The following is a 16,402-nucleotide window of genomic DNA, read 5'->3' on the forward strand; positions in this document are numbered from 1 at the left end:
TCGTTATTCCATGAATCTTGCGTAAGTCCTAAAGAATTAGGATGATCAGCCAATATTCCCCTGTGCTAAGAATCGTTAGTTACAAGAATCTGCGTTTATCTGCGGTTAATTACCTATTGCTGTATGTAATCAGGAAAAAAATGGTAATTCAATCCGGTTATCCACCATGATCAGGGAAAATTGCTCAGACTACTAGACAAAAGACCTCAAGACAACTGACAATTAACCCATCAAAATTTGATTATGTTTTTGGAGACAGACTTGGAACGCACATTTTTAGCAATTAAGCCGGACGGTGTACAGCGTGGTTTGGTGGGTGAAATTATCCGCCGTTTTGAAACCAAAGGCTTTACCTTAGTTGGGTTGAAGTTTATGAAAGTCAGTAGAGAATTAGCGGAACAACACTACGCTGTTCACCGTGAAAGACCTTTTTTTCCTGGTTTAGTGGAATTTATCATTTCTAGTCCAGTTGTGGCAATGGTTTGGGAAGGTGAGGGCGTTGTTGCATCAGCGAGAAAGATGATTGGTGCAACCAACCCCTTAAACGCAGAACCAGGTACAATTCGTGGCGATTTTGGCGTTAATGTAGGTCGTAACCTGATTCACGGTTCTGACGCTCAAGAAACAGCCCAAACAGAAATCGCTTTATGGTTTAAGGATGAGGAATTAGTTGCTTGGCAACCCCATTCAAAACTGTGGTTAAATGAGTAATTAGGTAATGGGTAATGGTTAATGGGTAGTAAAACTCTTAGCTGTTACCTGTCACCTGTTACCTTAAATGAATATAAAAAATTTAATACACCATCAGAGATTTTGAAAACCTCCTTTTGGAGGTTAGGAAAAAAAGATTGCAAGCCAAGATATGATACATAAGTTCCTTAATACTAAATCATTAGATATCACTATAATAATCATCAAAATATTTTAGCACTTGATATTAAGTTAGTACCAAAAATCTGTGCTTATATTAAATTATCACTTGAGCATAAAATAAAATAATTAATTACCGTGTTAGAAGCCTGTGTACTAATAACAATATTGTGCGGTTTTTTCGGGATTATCCTCAAAAAAAACCTGGTGATGAAAATTGTCTCCATGGATGTGATGAGTACAGGTGTGATTGCCTTTTATGTACTAATTGCATCACGAGAAGGCTTATTTACCCCGATTATTTCCAGTGTAAAAAATATTAATTATGCCGATCCTGTTCCCCAAGCAGTGATATTAACAGCGATAGTTATTGGTTTTTCTATTCAGGCTTTGATGCTGGTTGGTGTGATGAAATTAGCACAGGATAATCCCACCCTGGAAACCCATGAGATTGAGAAAAATAATACACCGTAAATTACCCACCACTTCCCTTCGGGTAAGTGGGGGCTTTTAAAGCCCAGAGTTTACCCGACTAAGTGTTAAATCACTACGATTTTCAGGTCATCTCACCTACAAATACGCAGCCAGTTTGTAGATCTGAGGTTAACAGTTAAACAGGCCTATTGGGTTAATCCAGTGCTGTTAGCGTAAAAAGCCTTTAAATCTTTGTCTAGGCTAACATTACCCGCAAGGAGGGACAATATGTCCAAAGTATTTGTTTTAGATACCAACTTCACGCCATTAAACCCAATTCATTCAGCACAAGCTAGACAACTACTAAGAACCAAAAAAGCAGCAATATTTAGACAGTTTCCGTTCACAATTATTCTCAAAAAATCCCGTCCTGACTCCCCAGTATCGTTGCTAAGGCTAAAGATTGATCCTGGTGCAAAATTCACGGGAATGGCATTAGTTAACGATTCAACTGGCGAGGTTGTATTTGCTGCTGAATTAAAACATAGAGGCTTTGCAATTAGAGATGCTTTAACTTCTAGAAGGCAATTAAGACGTTCTAGACGTGCCAGAAAAACTCGTTACAGACAACCAAGGTTTTTGAATAGAACCCGTCCAGAAGGATGGTTAGCACCGAGCCTACAAAGTCGGGTTGATAATATTAAAACTTGGGTTGAAAGATTGCGTAAACTCGCACCAATTGAGGCTATTAGCCAAGAATTAGTCAGGTTTGATATGCGGTTAATAGCTAATCCTGATATTCAAGGCCAGGAATATCAACAGGGAACTTTAGCTGGTTACGAAACCAGAGAATACTTACTAGAAAAGTGGGGTAGACAATGTGCTTACTGTGGAGTAAAAGACGTTCCTTTTCAAATAGAACATATTCATCCACGGGCCAAAGGTGGTAGTAATTCAATTACAAATCTCACTTTAAGTTGTGAAAAGTGTAACACCAAAAAGGGAACGAAAGACATTAAAGATTTTCTCAAAAAAGACCTTTCAAAGTTAGAAAAAATCTTGAAGCAAGCTAAAAGACCACTGGCTGATGCAGCCGCAGTAAACACAACTCGTACTGCATTACTAGAAGTTCTAAAAGCAACCGGATTACCTGTAGAAACAGGTTCAGGAGGGTTAACTAAATTTAATCGTAGCCAACAACAATTAGAAAAAAACCACTGGATTGACGCGGCTTGTGTTGGTAAATCAACGCCAATTCTCAATATCAAAAGTGTTAAACCATTGTTAATTACAGCTAACGGACACGGTTCTAGACAATCTTGTCGAACCGACAAGTATGGTTTTCCAAGTAGGCACGTACCGAGAGAAAAAATACATTTTGGTTTTCAAACTGGCGATATTGCTAAAGCGGTTGTCACCACTGGTAAAAAGATTGGTACTTATGTAGGAAAAGTTGCTATTCGTTCAACTGGTAGTTTCAATATTTCTACTAAAAATGGATTGATTCAAGGAATATCACATAAGTTTTGTAAACGCATTCACGCAAAGGATGGTTATTCGTATGCAGTATAAAAGATTTGTTAATTACTCAACTGTCCTTCTCGCTATTTGTGCTAACGCACAAAATTACTCAAGGGACGTTTCACAATTAACCCTCCATTCCTCCCATCACCAAACTGAGTACAGTTTTGGTGGGGGTCTCCTGGAGGAGGTTTAGATGAATACTATTACATTGACTTGGATTGCTACCCCATTTTTTCTAGGGTTCATCATTTTTATCGTTCCCAAACTCAACCGACATTTAACTCTGTGGGGAACTATTGCTTCTGCTGCTTATGGGTTGCAGTTATTTCTCAATCCATCACCTGTGACACTTAATTTACTAGACAGTTTCGGTATTAAATTAATAGCAGACGAGTTAAGCGCTTACTTTATCCTCACAAATGCTATAGTCACGGCTGCTGTTGCTCTTTACTGCTGGCGCAGTGATAAAACGGCTTTTTTCTATGCTCAGATGATTATTGTCCATGGTAGCCTCAATGCTGCCTTTGTCTGTGCAGATTTCATTAGTTTATATGTGGCTTTAGAGGTAAGTGGTATTGCGGCCTTTTTATTGATTGCTTATCCCCGTAGCGATCGCTCAATTTGGGTAGGTTTACGGTATCTATTTGTAAGTAATACTGCCATGTTGTTTTATCTGGTTGGTGCGGCGCTGGTTTATCAGACACATCATTCCTTTAGTTTTACAGGTTTAAAGGGATCACCACCGGAAGCACTAGCATTAATTTTTCTGGGATTATTAATCAAAGCGGGGATTTTTGTATCCGGTTTATGGCTACCTTTAACTCATTCTGAATCAGAAACACCAGTTTCTGCATTGATGTCGGGAATTGTCGTTAAAGCCAGTGTTTTACCTTTATTACGTACTGCATTCGTTTCCGAAGAAATTGATATTATAGTCAGAATTTTCGGTGTAGGAACAGCTTTAATGGGTGTATCCTATGCTGTTTTGGAAAAAGATACTAAGCGAATGTTGGCCTTTCACACAATTTCCCAATTAGGCTTTATTCTCGCTGCACCAGTAGTAGGTGGATTTTATGCCCTCACCCATGGATTAGTCAAATCATCTTTATTTTTGATTGCAGGTTCTTTACCCAGTCGCAACTTTAAAGAATTGCAATATAAACCCATTCATACAACAATTTGGATAGCCTTAGTTATCGCTAGTTTATCAATTTCTGGTTTTCCTTTATTATCAGGCTTTGCTGCCAAGAGTTTAAGCATGAAAAATTTAGCATCTTGGCAATTCATAATTATGAATATTGCCGCAGTTGGTACAGCAATATCCTTTGCTAAATTTATTTTTTTACCCCACAGTCGAGAAGGAGAACAGAAAATCAAACCAGGTTTTTGGATATCAATAATATTTTTGATCACTGGTTTAATTGTTGCCAATATTGTCTATCCTCAAGCTTATAATACTGCTGATATTACAAAAGCACTTATAACCATTGTTGTGGGCTGGTTAGCCTATCATGTTATTTTCAAAAAGTTATCAATATCTTTACCTCGTGTATTTGAAGAATTTGAGCATTTGGTTGGTGTCATGAGTCTAACTTTAATTTTGCTATTTTGGATGGCTTTCCCATGATTGGACATCTCATATTAAGATTATCAATTTGGTTTTTACTCACTGCTAACGTCAGTTTAACAAATATTATCATTGGTGTAATTATTGCCTTAATTTTACCACGTGGTAAATCCTCACCAGAAAAATTAAAAGCTTGGTTAAAGGTGATAATTAAAATTATTATTACCATTCCATTGGCTTTTATGGAGGCATTTGAAATTATCCTGCGTCCCCATCATCAAGAAGAAATTATCATAGAGAAAGTCAAACTCAAAAGATCACCTTTATTGATTTTTGTGGATATATTTCTAATTACCTTCACACCCAAAACCATAGTTTTTAAATACCGTGAAGAAGGATGGTATGAAGTCCACCAAATTAAACCCGGCAGGTAAAATTATGAACTTAGAAATAGTCTTAATGGCAATGATTGTAGCTTTACTTATCCCCATTTATGAAGCTGGGAAAAGTGATGATATTTGGCAGAAAATGTTGGCCTTTGGTAGTATTTCCAGTAAAGTAGCAATCATGATTCTTGTAATTTCCGTTTTGCGAGATGATTGGATGATTGGTGTAGTCGCAGCGATTATTTTGAGTGTAGGAAATGCCGGATTAATGTTATTAGCACATATCCTGAGAAGATTGGGTGAAGTATGATCAACTTTCTGAGTTATACCTGTATAGCTATAGGCATAGTTTTTTGGTTTTGGGGAACTTTTCATTTAGTTAGCAACAGATCAGTATTATTCAAATTACATGGACTTTCTGTTGCTGATACTTTAGGTTCAATGATTATTATCATCGGACTATTATTGAAAATACCCAGTGAATGGCCATTACTTATTCTGGGCATTATTTCCTTAGCAATTTGGAATACTATGCTGGGTTATGTATTAGCATATTGTTCAACACAAGAGGCAAAAAATGAATGATACTTATCTCTATTTGATCATTGCTTTATTACCCTTAACTGCGGGGATGTTAGTAACTCAAACTAACCCCTATCATGCTTTAGTGATTCGTGGGGTACTCGGTGCCATAGCCGCAATGGTAGATGCAGTTTTAGGAGCAGCAGATGTAGCTTTAACAGAAGCATTAATGGGAACAATGCTATCAATTACTCTCTATGCAATTGCAGTCCGTTCATCTTTAGTTTTGCGTCTTGGTGTCATTGAAAATCAGTCAATAGAAAAAAATCAGGATAGCACTTTGCAACAACTTATCAACGAATTTCGCCAGATTTTTAACAAACATTACTTACGGCTAGAAATTGTTCCCTATAGCAATAACCAAAGTTTACAACAGGCATTAATAGAAAAGGAAATTCATGCTACTTGTGTGCGTTTGGAAGAAAGTAATCAAGGAGAAGAAACCTACCAAACTGCAATTCGAGTGCAACGTATCTATAACATTATAGAAAGTGAACTTTCATCACCAAAAACAATTTTAAAATATTTCCATGTTTGACATTTAGGGGAGCAGCATTTATGAAATTAGTCTACATTTTAGCGGGAATAGCTTTATTTGTGAAAATGCTGATCATGCCTAATTATGAACCGAATTTATCAGATATTTCCATTGTGGAAACAGTAGTTAAAGAAAGTGGTGTTCCCAATGCGGTATCAGGGATTATTTTCAGAAATCGGTTATATGATACAATCTTTGAAGTAATTGTTTTTACTATCGCCATTCTCGGAGCTAATTTTTTACTAGCTAATGACAAACCATCTTGCAGTATTTATCAATTCAAAGATCAACCATCAATAATATTAGCTCGTCTAGGGGCGACAATTGCGGCGTTAGTGGGTATTGAATTAGCAATTAGGGGACATTTGAGTCCTGGGGGCGGTTTTGCGGCTGGTGTCGCTGGTGGTACAGCCATTGGACTCATAGCAATTACTTCATCATATCAGTGGATGCAGGATATTTATCACCGTTGGCACGCTGCTACTTGGGAAAAGGTTTCGGTATTGGTTTTCATTGTTTTAGCAGTGATAACTTTATCGGGACTAGAATTACCCCACGGTGAGTTAGGGGCCTTATTTAGTGGTGGAATTTTGCCGATATTAAACATCCTAGTTGCTGTTAAGGTAGCATTAGGTTCTTGGGCTGTGGTTTTGATTTTTATTCGTTATCGTGGTTTGTTGTAAGTTGAGGTCAGAAAAGTTCGGGAAAGTATTTGTCACTTAGTTCCCGTCTTTATCACTTTGAGACTTGAGTTTTTTCCCTTTCTTCTGGGACTAATTCTACAACGGTACGCTTGGAAAATCCCCAAGCTAAGATCACACCAATAACAGTTACTACCAGCCATTGTGGTGGTACTAAATCATCATTGATGACTTTTAATAGCAACCGTAAACCGACAAATGCGACAGTAATATAACCTGCGTCTTCTAAATTTTCATATTCATCTAACCAGCGGATAAATAATCCAGCCATGAATCTGAGAGTCACAATACCAATGGTTGTACCGGTAATTACTAACCATGTTTCTTGGGAAACTGCGATCGCGGTTGTGACACTATCCAAAGAAAAAGCTAAATCTGTCAAGGCAATTACGGGTATAGCTTGCCACAGGGAGTTAAACCGTGGACCGTGATGATGATTGGACTCGTCTTCCTGAGAACTAAAGTGTTGAAATACTAACCATAAGAGATAACCAGCACCTAAAAGTTCAAATTGCCAAAATTTTTGTACCCAAGTCGCTGTTAACAGCAGCGTAATTCTTAAAATATAAGCGAATACTAAGCCAATGTTGAGGGCTTGACCTTCTCGTTTTTTGTCTTCTAGTCCTTGGGCGATCGCAGCGAGGGCGATCGCATTATCAGCGGATAGTACCGCTTCTAAAAATACTAAAATCAAGAGAACAATGGAGGCTTCAACGCTGAAGTGAAAGTTTAGGTAATTAAATATTTTGTCTAACATTTTTCACAAGAGGGGGATAATTAAAAATTAATAGGAGATTTTTACTGTAGAACGCACATTGGCACTCTAAATTACCTCCTTGTTGTTTACGCAATATGTTTATTATATATCAGAATGTCAGAGCCGAGAAAATAGTTAGTATTGCTGAGAGGGTGTACTTCACTCAAGCCAAAGGTTTTTATTCCTTGCTTAAAAGACCCTAGGGGACATTGACAATATGCTAAATCAAAACCAAACCCCGCTTATAGAGGCATTAAAAGCTTGTACAACCCGTTCTCATGCACCATTTTACACTCCAGGGCATAAACGCGGCCAGGGTATTTCCCCAATTTTCAGCGATTTATTAGGTAAAGAAATTTTTCGCGCTGACTTAACGGAATTGACAGAATTAGATAATTTATTTACACCCCAAAGCGTAATTTTAGCAGCACAAGAATTAGCAGCAGAGGCTTTTGGGGCTGAGAAAACATGGTTTTTAGTTAATGGTTCTACCTGCGGAATTGCAGCTGCAATTCTTGCTACTTGTAAAAGGGGAGAAAAAATAATTCTCCCGCGCAATGTTCATTCTTCAGTTATTTCTGGATTAATTCTTTCTGGTGCAATTCCTATTTTTATAAATCCTGAATACAACTCAGATTTAGATATCACATATAGTATAAGACCAGAATTAGTAAAAGCAGCATTAATAAAACATCCAGACACAAAAGCAGTATTGATAGTTTATCCAACTTATAATGGTGTTTGTGGAGATTTAAAGGCAATTTCACACCTAACTAATCAATATAATATTCCCTTAATTGTAGACGAAGCTCATGGCGCACATTTTCATTTTCACCCAGAATTACCGACCTCAGCTTTAACCGCAGGTGCAGATTTAACTATACAATCAATTCATAAAACATTAGGGGCAATGACACAAGCCTCAATGTTACATATTCAAGGAAACAGAATTGATATTGATAGAATTAATAAAGCCTTACAATTAGTTCAATCTACCAGCCCTAGTTTTATACTTTTAGCTTCTTTAGATGCTGCACGTCATCAAATGGCAATACATGGAAAAAAATTGATGTCTCAAACTTGGGAATTAGCGCAAGAAGCGATAATTAAAATTAATCAAATTCCTGGTTTATCTACTCCTTTAATTAATAGCAAAAAATCACCAGTATTTTTAGATTTAGATCAAACTAGATTAACTGTAAATGTTAGTAAAATAGGATTTACAGGCTTTGCGGCTGAAGAAATTTTAGATAAAAAATTCCATGTCACTCCAGAATTTTCATCTTGGCAAAATCTCACATTTATTATTAGCTTAGGAAACACAAAAGCAGATATTCAAAACCTGATTCAGGGATTAAATAATCTTACCCATGTCACCCCCTTGACATCTGAGTGTCAACCGTGTAAGAATAGAAACGATGCTATAATGGGTCATGATCTGTGCATTTCTCCCCGTGAGGCCTTTTTTGCTAATAGCGAGGTATTACCCATAGGGGAAACCCAAGACAGAATTTGTGCAGAAATTATTTGTCCTTATCCTCCAGGAATTCCTGTATTAATGCCAGGGGAAATAATTACAAAATCAGCTTTAGAATATTTGCAAGAAATTCAAAATATGGGTGGTTTTATTAGTGGTTGTGCCGATGAAACTTTACAAACTCTAAAAGTTGTGAAATAATATAAGATAGTGTTTCTACATCATAACCCCTGGTCTTTTACGGGGATATTATACTTCACTCAACCAACAACCGCTATAATACAAAACTGGGTTTTAAAACAATGCAAATAAAAACTTTTATTTTCGCGGTTTCACTGTCCTTTCTCTCTACTGTCAATATCCCAGTTTTTGCTCAAATTCGAATTATTCCGACTTTACCAACTAACAAAATTGAAGATCAAGAAAAAATCAGTAATATCAAGAAATTGTTAGATATAACTGGTTTTAAAAACATAGCAAGATTAGAAACAATCAAATTAAGAGATAGCTTCAAAGCTAAATATCCTCAAATACCTGCAAAATTTCTAGATGCTTTTTTGGCTGAATTAAAACTAGAGGAAATAGTAGATGAATTAATTCCAATTTACAGCAAATATTTTACCAATGAAGAAATAAAAGGACTTATTGCATTTTACGAAACACCACTGGGAAAGTATTATTTAACTGTGAGTCCTCAAATTTCTAATGAAGCAGAAGAAATTGGCCGAAAATATGGGATACGAGCCATGCAGAGAGCATTGGAAAAATTGAAATTAGAAGGATTGAAATCAGAAGGATATGTCACCCCACGTTAATAGGATCTAAGGCGTTGCTGAACTGAAGTATGAAATTGAAAAATCAATGATTTCAAACTCCTACCCTCTGCGACTCTGCGTCTCTGCGTGAAATAAAATCATACTCTTAATCAGCAAAGCCGGATCTAAACTTGATATTTATGCTATAGTTGCGGGTATTTCTTCCTCAATTTCATAACCATGAGTTAAATTTTCCTTAGCTCTATCAATCAAATCTAAACCTTGTTGTACAGTTTCCATTAAACTTAATTTACCTCGTAAATCAGCAGCACCAGCAAAACCTTTAGCATACCAAGTCATGTGTTTACGAGCTTGACGGACTCCCCTATCTCCCTTGTATTCCCATAAAGCAAAAAGATGTTCTCTAGCACATTCTAAACGTTGAATGGGGTTAGGTGATGGTAATAATTCTCCTGTTTTTAAGAAATGATCAACCTCACCAACTAAAAAGGGATAACCTAAAGTTCCACGAGAACACATTACCCCATCTGCGCCAGTTTGTTCTAAACATTTTACCGCAGCTTCCACAGAAAAAATATCCCCATTACCAATAACAGGAATTGACAGCACTTCTTTAACTTTAGCTATCCATTCCCACCGCGCATTACCATTATAACCTTGAGCGCGAGTGCGTCCATGAACAGTAATCATTTTTGCTCCCGCGTCTTCCATGCGTTTAGCAAAATCTAAAATAGTAATTTCATTTTCATTCCAACCAATACGAGTTTTCACAGTTACAGGAACATCTACCGCTTTCACAACTTCCCGCACAATTGCCTCTGCAATTTCCGGTTGACGTAATAAAGAAGAACCACCACCATTTTTAGTAATTTTATTAACTGGACATCCCATGTTAATATCAACAGTATCTGCACCTTCCGCAACCGCTTTTATTGCTGCTTCCGCTAGAAAATCGGGACGACAATCAAATAATTGAATACTAATAGGTCTTTCTTGAGGATCTACCTCCATAATTTTTGGTAATTGGTTAACATAGTGTAAACCCGTTGCATTGACCATTTCCGTATACATCATAGATTCTGGTGCATAACGACGTACTAAACGACGAAAGACCAAATCAGTCACCCCCGACAATGGAGACTGTAAAACACGGCTTTTAACCGCAAATGAGCCAATTTTGAGAGGTGTCGAAAGTCTAGCTTGAAGTTCAGGAGAAAGAGAAATCATGGTTAAAATTAAAAATAGAATCGTTAATTGGGGAATTGAAGACTAACGAAGGGTAGTTAATCAAAGGGTAGATGATTAAACCAGTAAATCCTAATGGACATAAAATAAAATGACTATAAAAAACAATCAAAATCAAGATCGTCTTCTTGTTTCTTATCTTCTGTGTGGAGCAGGTTTTTTTGGTATAGGAGGCTTACATCGCTTATATAATGGCAAAATCGGTACTGGTTTATTATGGCTATGTACTGGTGGTTTATTTTATATTGGACAACTTGTTGATTTAGTGATCATACCGAATATGGTTGACGAATATGAGCAAAAATTGCGGTTAAAAGCAGGTGTATCATCTGCGGGTATACCCATGAATGAGCGGATATTTATATCACAAGTTCACCAACCAAATGGTAAACCACTCATTGTCAAACTCATAGAAGCAGCAGAGGCTAATGGTGGTAGTTTAACAGTAACTCAAGGTGTTAAGGCCACAGGAGCTAGTCTTATAGAAGTAGAAACCATGCTCAAAGAAATGCTACAATCAAATCATGTAACAATAGGCAACAACCCTATTTCTGGAGTTGTGACTTATTACTTTGATGAATTGTAAAATCAAGAACCTTCATTCATTAATGGAAAATCTTAATTTCTCTTTGCGCCTCTGCGCCTCTGCGTGAGATAAAAAAACAACAATTAAACCCACCAAAAACAAGTAATGACTCCATGATGAATTGTAAAATCAAGAACCTTCATTCATTAATGGAAAATCTTAATTTCTCTTTGCGCCTCTGCGCCTCTGCGTGAGATAAAAAAACAACAATTAAACCCACCAAAAATAGGTAACGACTCCATTTCTGAAGTCGTGACTTATGATTAAGTTAACTAATTTCTACCTAGCCATTTTTGACCATTCAAACGATATACTAACCGAGATACTAACAAATCTAGGGTGATTTTCCGCTCGTCAATTAAAAATGATTCTAGGGTACTCGGTTTTTTACCTTCATTACAGGAAAAACCTTTTTTACCTTGAATATTCTCTTCGGGGAAATATACATTAAACTGGCGTTGTCCCCCTTGCCAGGAACCGATAACTTGCCAACATTCTTCAGCTGAGGTAAAACCAATTATGGAATACTTCTGCTTGGCAAAAGTCAGTTTTACATCTGGCACACCTTCTTTTGTAATTGCTGCTTGCAGTGCTGGGAGATAATGTTGCTGCATAAACTCTTCAAAAGGCTTATCTTCCAAAGCTGGGGGTTTTTCCTTTTTAGCAGCTTTGGCGGCGGTTTTTTCGCTTTCTGCTGGAGTTTGTGTGGTTTCTTCTGCCATTGCTCATTTTGGGGTAGTCAGTTATTTTTATTTTGACATACCAGAGCTATGAATTTTGCAATTTTATTCATTTACTGTTGAAGCAGAGCCTCTGGACTACATTCCCAGTGGGAGACTGGGAATGAGATAAGGAGATATGACTAAAACTTTATACTTTAAACATTTATATATGCTTCAACCACCTGCAACAGCAGGAACAATACTCACCTCGTCACCATTATTGAGGGCTGTTTCTGTACCGTCTAAAAAGCGAATATCTTCGCTGTTAACATAGAAATTCAAGAACCTTAAAGGTTCTCCTTCTGGCTTACGCAACCGCCCTTTGATAGCAGGATAGCTGTCTTCTAAGTAATCAAACAATTCAGAAATATTACTACCACTGCATTCTAGGACAGCTTGCTCGTTTGTAAACTTTTGTAGAACGGTGGGAACTAAAACTTTTACGGCCATTGTTTAAACGTTAATTGTGAGTGAGTAAGCTAAATAGGCGGTTATAAACCGCGACAGGTAAAAACCTGAATTTTTGTTGAGTCCACGGAGGTGGACTTTATTTGTATAACTACGGTTTCTCACCGCTAAAGCTTCTAAACTAGGACTTGTTGCCATTCTAAACGGTCAAGGGTCCGGGATCTTTCTAAAGCCCGCTCAAAACTGTCTAGTTTGGCCTCAATTGTCAAAGGTTCGCCAATATAACCTTGAATTGCTTCCTGGGTTTTCAAACCATTACCAGTGATATAAACTACTGTGGTTTCATCTGGATTGATTTTGCCAGCTTCTACCAATTTCTTCAGAACTGCAATGGTTGTACCCCCTGCGGTTTCTGTAAAGATGCCTTCGGTTTCTGCTAATAATTTAATACCTTCGATAATTTCCGCATCATTAACTGATTCAATATTACCGTTGGTTTTTTGAGCTATTTCTACAGCATATACCCCATCTGCGGGGTTGCCAATAGCGATTGATTTAGCAATTGTATTCGGTTTAACTGGTTTAATAAAGTCTTTACCTTCTTTAAAGGCTGTCGCAATGGGAGAACAACCTTCTGCTTGAGCGCCACTGAACCGGACAGCTTTATTTTCTACTAAACCAACTTCTACAAATTCTTGGAAACCTTTATAAATTTTAGTAAATAGAGAACCGGAAGCCAATGGTGCAACTATATGATCTGGTAATTCCCAACCTAGTTGTTCTGCAACTTCAAAGCCCAAGGTTTTAGAGCCTTCAGAATAGTAAGGACGGAGGTTAATATTCACAAAACCCCAACCATGGGTATTGGCAACTTCTGAACAAAGACGATTAACTTGATCATAATTGCCTTTGACTGCCATGAGGGTAGGACTATAAATCAAACTACCGATAATTTTACCAGCTTCTAAGTCAGAAGGAATGAATACACAACAATCTAAACCGGCATGAGCGGCGATCGCTGCGGTAGAATTTGCTAAGTTACCTGTACTAGCACAAGAAACAGTTGTAAAACCTAATTCTCTCGCTCTACTGAGGGCAACGGATACCACCCGATCCTTAAAACTCAGGGTGGGCATATTCACGGCATCATTTTTAATATAAAGCTTATTTAGACCCAGGCGACGGGCAAGACGGTGAGAACGCACCAAGGGAGTCATCCCTGTACCGACATCTATATAATTATCTGTAGCAACGGGTAAAAAGTGACGGTAACGCCAAATTGAGTTGGGACCTGCTTCAATAGTTTCTCGACTAACTAAGCTTTTAAGAACATTGTAATCATATTTGACTTCTAGCGGACCAAAACACAATTCACATACATGAGTAGCTTTAAGCTCGTATTCTGCGCCACATTCTTTACACTTCAATGCCTTGAGTATGGAAGTGTTTGCTTGGTTGAGGTTTGTAATCGCCTGAGTCATAATTTACCTTTCCCTGGATGTCCGTCAACTTTGAAATCATAGTAGCACGAGACAAAATCATCGTCAAACATACCCGACAAAAATTATCGGGTTTGGTTACTCAACCGCAGCAATTACCAGAAAATTCATGAATTACTCTCAAAAAAGATCAGGCTTTAGCAGTACGCACTTGAGTGAAATACTGTTAGTAACAGCTTGTCTAGTTCCCCTCATTGGGGTTTTATGACAACCAACAGGTAACTTGCTGTGTGTCACTGGTTGTGAGTACAGAATTTAGTATAAAATAACGACATATACAAGCCAGAAATGGGGGGGTAAATACTGATTTATAGATTTTTGGTGAAAAAGTACTAAAAATCATTTACATCCTGGAATTAATGCCATATATTATTTATCAATACAATCTAAAAACCAAATAAATCCTAGCAGTCAAAGGGCTTGAGTGCTAATGTCTGAGGTAATCTTGAAACTGATGTAATTGGCAGAAATTCTACTTTTTCTAGATGAAGTTAGCGGACTTTTCCGCAATAGTTTTCGCCAAAAACAGAGGTTTATCGGCAATTGATGACTTTGGAGGACGAGAATGATTAAATACAGTTTCAATTTGATAGGGGTATCTCCTGTTTGGCATTTTTTTAATCACCAACAACAGAGTTTAGTAAAACCACAACATCAAGGGATAGAATATCTAGGAACTCACACTTGTACTTTAGATGCGTTCCTAGAATCTATAGAACCAATTCCTGTAAAATGGGGTTGGAATTTAGATCAAGTGGTAGATACGGTAATTGAGTTTTGGATGAATAATGCTGAGAGTATTAACTATTGGAAATCTCGTTTACAAGATGCCGGACATGATAGTTTACTCGTAGCTAGAGTAGCAGATATGAACTATTTGTCTGGGGAATTGGAATCACTACTAGAGAAAAATTTGTAACTCTTAATTACCAGCAATAGAATAGCAGGAAACAGGAAATAGAGTATTTTTTGTTTACCTGGCAACTGCTATGTCATTTTCTAGTGCTTTGAGAATTTTTAAATACAATTCTTCTACTTTTTGCGCTGCTACTTTACCACTAGCAGCATAGTGATCTAACCCGGGAGAACCATTTACTTCAATTAGCGTATAATCTGTCATTGGGATAGTAATATCATGGGTGAGTATATCTATTCCTGCTAATCTTAATCCTATATCTTTAGTAATATTAATTGCTAATTTTTGAAAGTCAGGATGAATAGTTGCCGAAAAATCTACAGCCTCACCTCCACTAGATAAATTAGCATTATCTAAAAGATAAACAATCTGATTATTAGGAATCACACTATCCCAATGAAGATTTTGTGTTTTTAATTTTTTATCAATGCGGAAATCATCAACTTTAATACCGTTTTTTCTGCCAATGATAATAAATTTTTCCTGCTTTTGTTGTAGCAACTCTAAAACATTAGATATACCATTACCGGCAACAAATAAGGGAATCCTTTGATAAGCAACAATCACTTCATTATCTAAAACAACAATTCTATAGTCATTACCACTATAAAATTTTTCGACAATCAATCCTGATTTAATTTGGAATATTTTATCAGCTACATCATAATATTCTGCCTGATTATATACTTTAGTAACTAATATTCCATGACTAAGATTGAGAGGTTTAACAATTACAGGAAATCCCATTGATTCTGCATAATTAAATCCATCATCAATATTTCTGAGATTTGTCAATTTAGCGCATAAATTATCACTAAAAAAAGTTTTTCCTTCTGTAACTTTATATCCAAACTGCTTCAGGAAAAAATTACTATACGCTTTATCTTTAACTAACTCAGCTGCCCCAAAACCATTAATATCTAATTTGCTATGACTAAAAACTGACTTTTTGCCATTTTTAAATGTAATATGTCCAACTAATTCATATTCTGGTTCAACTAAAACTATAGCCCCTATTTCCAATGCTACTTTTCTGATAATTGGTGTAATTGACATTTTTATTTTTCCAGACTATCTCAGATTATACGGAAAAAGTATAGCAACATTAGTAAATATTTGACAATCTAAAATCTCAAGTAATTTAGGACTTACACATCTGGCATAATACATGAAATCGTAGTTAGGACTAAAGTCCTATGTTCAAGACGCTATGGTAACACCCATCAGGGCATGAAATCGTAGTTAGGACTAAAGTCCTATGTTCAAGACGCTATGGTAACACCCATCAGGGCATGAAATCGTAGTTAGGACTAAAGTCCTATGTTCAAGACGCTATGGTAACACCCATCAGGGCATGAAATCGTAGTTAGGACTAAAGTCCTATGTTCAAGACGCTATGGTAACACCCATCAGGGCATGAAATTGTAGTTAGGA

The 16,402-nt window shown here is 36.9% G+C and carries 19 protein-coding genes; 13 read left to right on the forward strand and 6 right to left on the reverse strand.

The genetic code is table 11. The features are described from left to right. Positions 1 to 261 precede the first annotated feature (261 nt). The 9 genes from ndk (at position 262) to ACIR310F_RS0101360 (ending at position 6,564) form a co-directional block, all read left to right on the forward strand. Positions 262 to 711: a nucleoside-diphosphate kinase gene (gene ndk, locus ACIR310F_RS0101320; RefSeq protein WP_028082267.1), complete on the forward strand. Its 450-nt coding sequence runs from the start codon at positions 262 to 264 to the stop codon at positions 709 to 711. Positions 712 to 1,008: 297 nt separating this feature from the next. Beyond that, on the forward strand, positions 1,009 to 1,344 hold the full coding sequence (locus ACIR310F_RS0101325; RefSeq protein WP_028082268.1) for a cation:proton antiporter subunit C: 336 nt from the start codon (positions 1,009 to 1,011) through the stop codon (positions 1,342 to 1,344). 228 nt (positions 1,345 to 1,572) lie between these two features. Then, positions 1,573 to 2,856: an RNA-guided endonuclease IscB gene (gene iscB, locus ACIR310F_RS0101330; RefSeq protein ID WP_028082269.1), complete on the forward strand. Its 1,284-nt coding sequence runs from the start codon at positions 1,573 to 1,575 to the stop codon at positions 2,854 to 2,856. Between the two features lie 145 nt (positions 2,857 to 3,001). Next, entirely contained in the window at positions 3,002 to 4,435 is a 1,434-nt protein-coding gene (locus ACIR310F_RS0101335) for a cation:proton antiporter (protein WP_028082270.1), read from the forward strand. Next, positions 4,432 to 4,809: a Na+/H+ antiporter subunit E gene (locus ACIR310F_RS0101340; RefSeq protein WP_028082271.1), complete on the forward strand. Its 378-nt coding sequence runs from the start codon at positions 4,432 to 4,434 to the stop codon at positions 4,807 to 4,809. The genes ACIR310F_RS0101335 and ACIR310F_RS0101340 overlap by 4 nt, the downstream gene beginning before the upstream one ends. 4 nt (positions 4,810 to 4,813) lie before the next feature. Beyond that, on the forward strand, positions 4,814 to 5,071 hold the full coding sequence (locus ACIR310F_RS0101345) for a hypothetical protein (protein WP_028082272.1): 258 nt from the start codon (positions 4,814 to 4,816) through the stop codon (positions 5,069 to 5,071). Beyond that, positions 5,068 to 5,346 carry a monovalent cation/H(+) antiporter subunit G gene (locus ACIR310F_RS0101350; RefSeq protein WP_028082273.1) on the forward strand — a complete coding sequence of 93 codons (279 nt, stop codon included), beginning with the start codon at positions 5,068 to 5,070 and terminating at the stop codon, positions 5,344 to 5,346. The genes ACIR310F_RS0101345 and ACIR310F_RS0101350 overlap by 4 nt, the downstream gene beginning before the upstream one ends. After that, complete coding sequence (locus ACIR310F_RS0101355; protein WP_028082274.1) at positions 5,339 to 5,881, forward strand: DUF4040 domain-containing protein; 543 nt, start codon at positions 5,339 to 5,341, stop codon at positions 5,879 to 5,881. Before ACIR310F_RS0101350 ends, ACIR310F_RS0101355 begins: the two co-directional genes overlap by 8 nt. A gap of 20 nt (positions 5,882 to 5,901) precedes the next feature. Beyond that, positions 5,902 to 6,564, forward strand: coding sequence for a Na(+)/H(+) antiporter subunit B (locus ACIR310F_RS0101360; protein WP_028082275.1), 663 nt, complete (start codon positions 5,902 to 5,904; stop codon positions 6,562 to 6,564). Between the two features lie 52 nt (positions 6,565 to 6,616). Here the strand turns inward: ACIR310F_RS0101360 and ACIR310F_RS0101365 are convergent, their stop codons facing one another. After that, on the reverse strand, positions 6,617 to 7,339 hold the full coding sequence (locus ACIR310F_RS0101365; RefSeq protein WP_028082276.1) for a TerC family protein: 723 nt from the start codon (positions 7,337 to 7,339) through the stop codon (positions 6,617 to 6,619). A 217-nt stretch (positions 7,340 to 7,556) separates the two neighbouring features. Here ACIR310F_RS0101365 and ACIR310F_RS0101370 point away from each other — a divergent pair, with 217 nt between their 5' ends. Then, the gene (locus tag ACIR310F_RS0101370) at positions 7,557 to 9,017 is read left to right on the forward strand and encodes an aminotransferase class I/II-fold pyridoxal phosphate-dependent enzyme (RefSeq protein ID WP_028082277.1); all 1,461 of its coding nucleotides are present in this window, start codon (positions 7,557 to 7,559) and stop codon (positions 9,015 to 9,017) included. Positions 9,018 to 9,118: 101 nt separating this feature from the next. Further along, positions 9,119 to 9,631, forward strand: coding sequence for a DUF2059 domain-containing protein (locus ACIR310F_RS21170; RefSeq protein ID WP_051289434.1), 513 nt, complete (start codon positions 9,119 to 9,121; stop codon positions 9,629 to 9,631). A 138-nt stretch (positions 9,632 to 9,769) separates the two neighbouring features. Here the strand turns inward: ACIR310F_RS21170 and dusB are convergent, their stop codons facing one another. Then, positions 9,770 to 10,819 carry a tRNA dihydrouridine synthase DusB gene (gene dusB / locus ACIR310F_RS0101380; protein ID WP_028082278.1) on the reverse strand — a complete coding sequence of 350 codons (1,050 nt, stop codon included), beginning with the start codon at positions 10,817 to 10,819 and terminating at the stop codon, positions 9,770 to 9,772. 109 nt (positions 10,820 to 10,928) lie between these two features. Here dusB and ACIR310F_RS0101385 point away from each other — a divergent pair, with 109 nt between their 5' ends. Beyond that, positions 10,929 to 11,423, forward strand: a complete 495-nt coding sequence (locus ACIR310F_RS0101385) for a TM2 domain-containing protein (protein ID WP_028082279.1) — start codon at positions 10,929 to 10,931, stop codon at positions 11,421 to 11,423. Positions 11,424 to 11,695: 272 nt separating this feature from the next. Here ACIR310F_RS0101385 and ACIR310F_RS0101390 read toward each other — a convergent pair whose 3' ends face one another. From ACIR310F_RS0101390 to thrC, 3 genes are all read right to left on the reverse strand, one after another. Further along, on the reverse strand, positions 11,696 to 12,145 hold the full coding sequence (locus ACIR310F_RS0101390; RefSeq protein ID WP_028082280.1) for a DUF2996 domain-containing protein: 450 nt from the start codon (positions 12,143 to 12,145) through the stop codon (positions 11,696 to 11,698). A gap of 174 nt (positions 12,146 to 12,319) precedes the next feature. Further along, entirely contained in the window at positions 12,320 to 12,595 is a 276-nt protein-coding gene (locus ACIR310F_RS0101395; protein WP_028082281.1) for a MoaD/ThiS family protein, read from the reverse strand. 134 nt (positions 12,596 to 12,729) lie between these two features. Then, positions 12,730 to 14,034, reverse strand: a complete 1,305-nt coding sequence (gene thrC / locus ACIR310F_RS0101400) for a threonine synthase (protein ID WP_028082282.1) — start codon at positions 14,032 to 14,034, stop codon at positions 12,730 to 12,732. A 586-nt stretch (positions 14,035 to 14,620) separates the two neighbouring features. On the opposite strand from thrC, the gene ACIR310F_RS0101410 reads away from it, so the two are divergent. Continuing rightward, complete coding sequence (locus ACIR310F_RS0101410) at positions 14,621 to 14,971, forward strand: hypothetical protein (RefSeq protein ID WP_028082283.1); 351 nt, start codon at positions 14,621 to 14,623, stop codon at positions 14,969 to 14,971. A 54-nt stretch (positions 14,972 to 15,025) separates the two neighbouring features. Here ACIR310F_RS0101410 and ACIR310F_RS0101415 read toward each other — a convergent pair whose 3' ends face one another. Continuing rightward, entirely contained in the window at positions 15,026 to 16,024 is a 999-nt protein-coding gene (locus tag ACIR310F_RS0101415; RefSeq protein WP_028082284.1) for a cyanophycin synthetase, read from the reverse strand. Positions 16,025 to 16,402: the final 378 nt, after the last annotated feature.

Origin of the sequence: Dolichospermum circinale AWQC310F, assembly GCF_000426925.1 — a bacterium.
GTDB classification, from domain to species: Bacteria; Cyanobacteriota; Cyanobacteriia; order Cyanobacteriales; family Nostocaceae; genus Dolichospermum; species Dolichospermum circinale.

Excerpts from the sequence above, each read along its gene's own strand:
- iscB (WP_028082269.1), top strand. The coding sequence starts at position 1,573 with ATGTCCAAAGTATTTGTTTTAGATACCAACTTCACGCCATTAAACCCA.
- ACIR310F_RS0101335 (WP_028082270.1), top strand. The coding sequence starts at position 3,002 with ATGAATACTATTACATTGACTTGGATTGCTACCCCATTTTTTCTAGGG.
- ACIR310F_RS0101340 (WP_028082271.1), top strand. The coding sequence starts at position 4,432 with ATGATTGGACATCTCATATTAAGATTATCAATTTGGTTTTTACTCACT.
- ACIR310F_RS0101345 (WP_028082272.1), top strand. The coding sequence starts at position 4,814 with ATGAACTTAGAAATAGTCTTAATGGCAATGATTGTAGCTTTACTTATC.
- ACIR310F_RS0101350 (WP_028082273.1), top strand. The coding sequence starts at position 5,068 with ATGATCAACTTTCTGAGTTATACCTGTATAGCTATAGGCATAGTTTTT.
- ACIR310F_RS0101355 (WP_028082274.1), top strand. The coding sequence starts at position 5,339 with ATGAATGATACTTATCTCTATTTGATCATTGCTTTATTACCCTTAACT.
- ACIR310F_RS0101360 (WP_028082275.1), top strand. The coding sequence starts at position 5,902 with ATGAAATTAGTCTACATTTTAGCGGGAATAGCTTTATTTGTGAAAATG.
- ACIR310F_RS0101365 (WP_028082276.1), bottom strand. The coding sequence starts at position 7,339 with ATGTTAGACAAAATATTTAATTACCTAAACTTTCACTTCAGCGTTGAA.
- ACIR310F_RS0101370 (WP_028082277.1), top strand. The coding sequence starts at position 7,557 with ATGCTAAATCAAAACCAAACCCCGCTTATAGAGGCATTAAAAGCTTGT.
- ACIR310F_RS21170 (WP_051289434.1), top strand. The coding sequence starts at position 9,119 with ATGCAAATAAAAACTTTTATTTTCGCGGTTTCACTGTCCTTTCTCTCT.
- dusB (WP_028082278.1), bottom strand. The coding sequence starts at position 10,819 with ATGATTTCTCTTTCTCCTGAACTTCAAGCTAGACTTTCGACACCTCTC.
- ACIR310F_RS0101385 (WP_028082279.1), top strand. The coding sequence starts at position 10,929 with ATGACTATAAAAAACAATCAAAATCAAGATCGTCTTCTTGTTTCTTAT.
- ACIR310F_RS0101390 (WP_028082280.1), bottom strand. The coding sequence starts at position 12,145 with ATGGCAGAAGAAACCACACAAACTCCAGCAGAAAGCGAAAAAACCGCC.
- ACIR310F_RS0101395 (WP_028082281.1), bottom strand. The coding sequence starts at position 12,595 with ATGGCCGTAAAAGTTTTAGTTCCCACCGTTCTACAAAAGTTTACAAAC.
- thrC (WP_028082282.1), bottom strand. The coding sequence starts at position 14,034 with ATGACTCAGGCGATTACAAACCTCAACCAAGCAAACACTTCCATACTC.
- ACIR310F_RS0101415 (WP_028082284.1), bottom strand. The coding sequence starts at position 16,024 with ATGTCAATTACACCAATTATCAGAAAAGTAGCATTGGAAATAGGGGCT.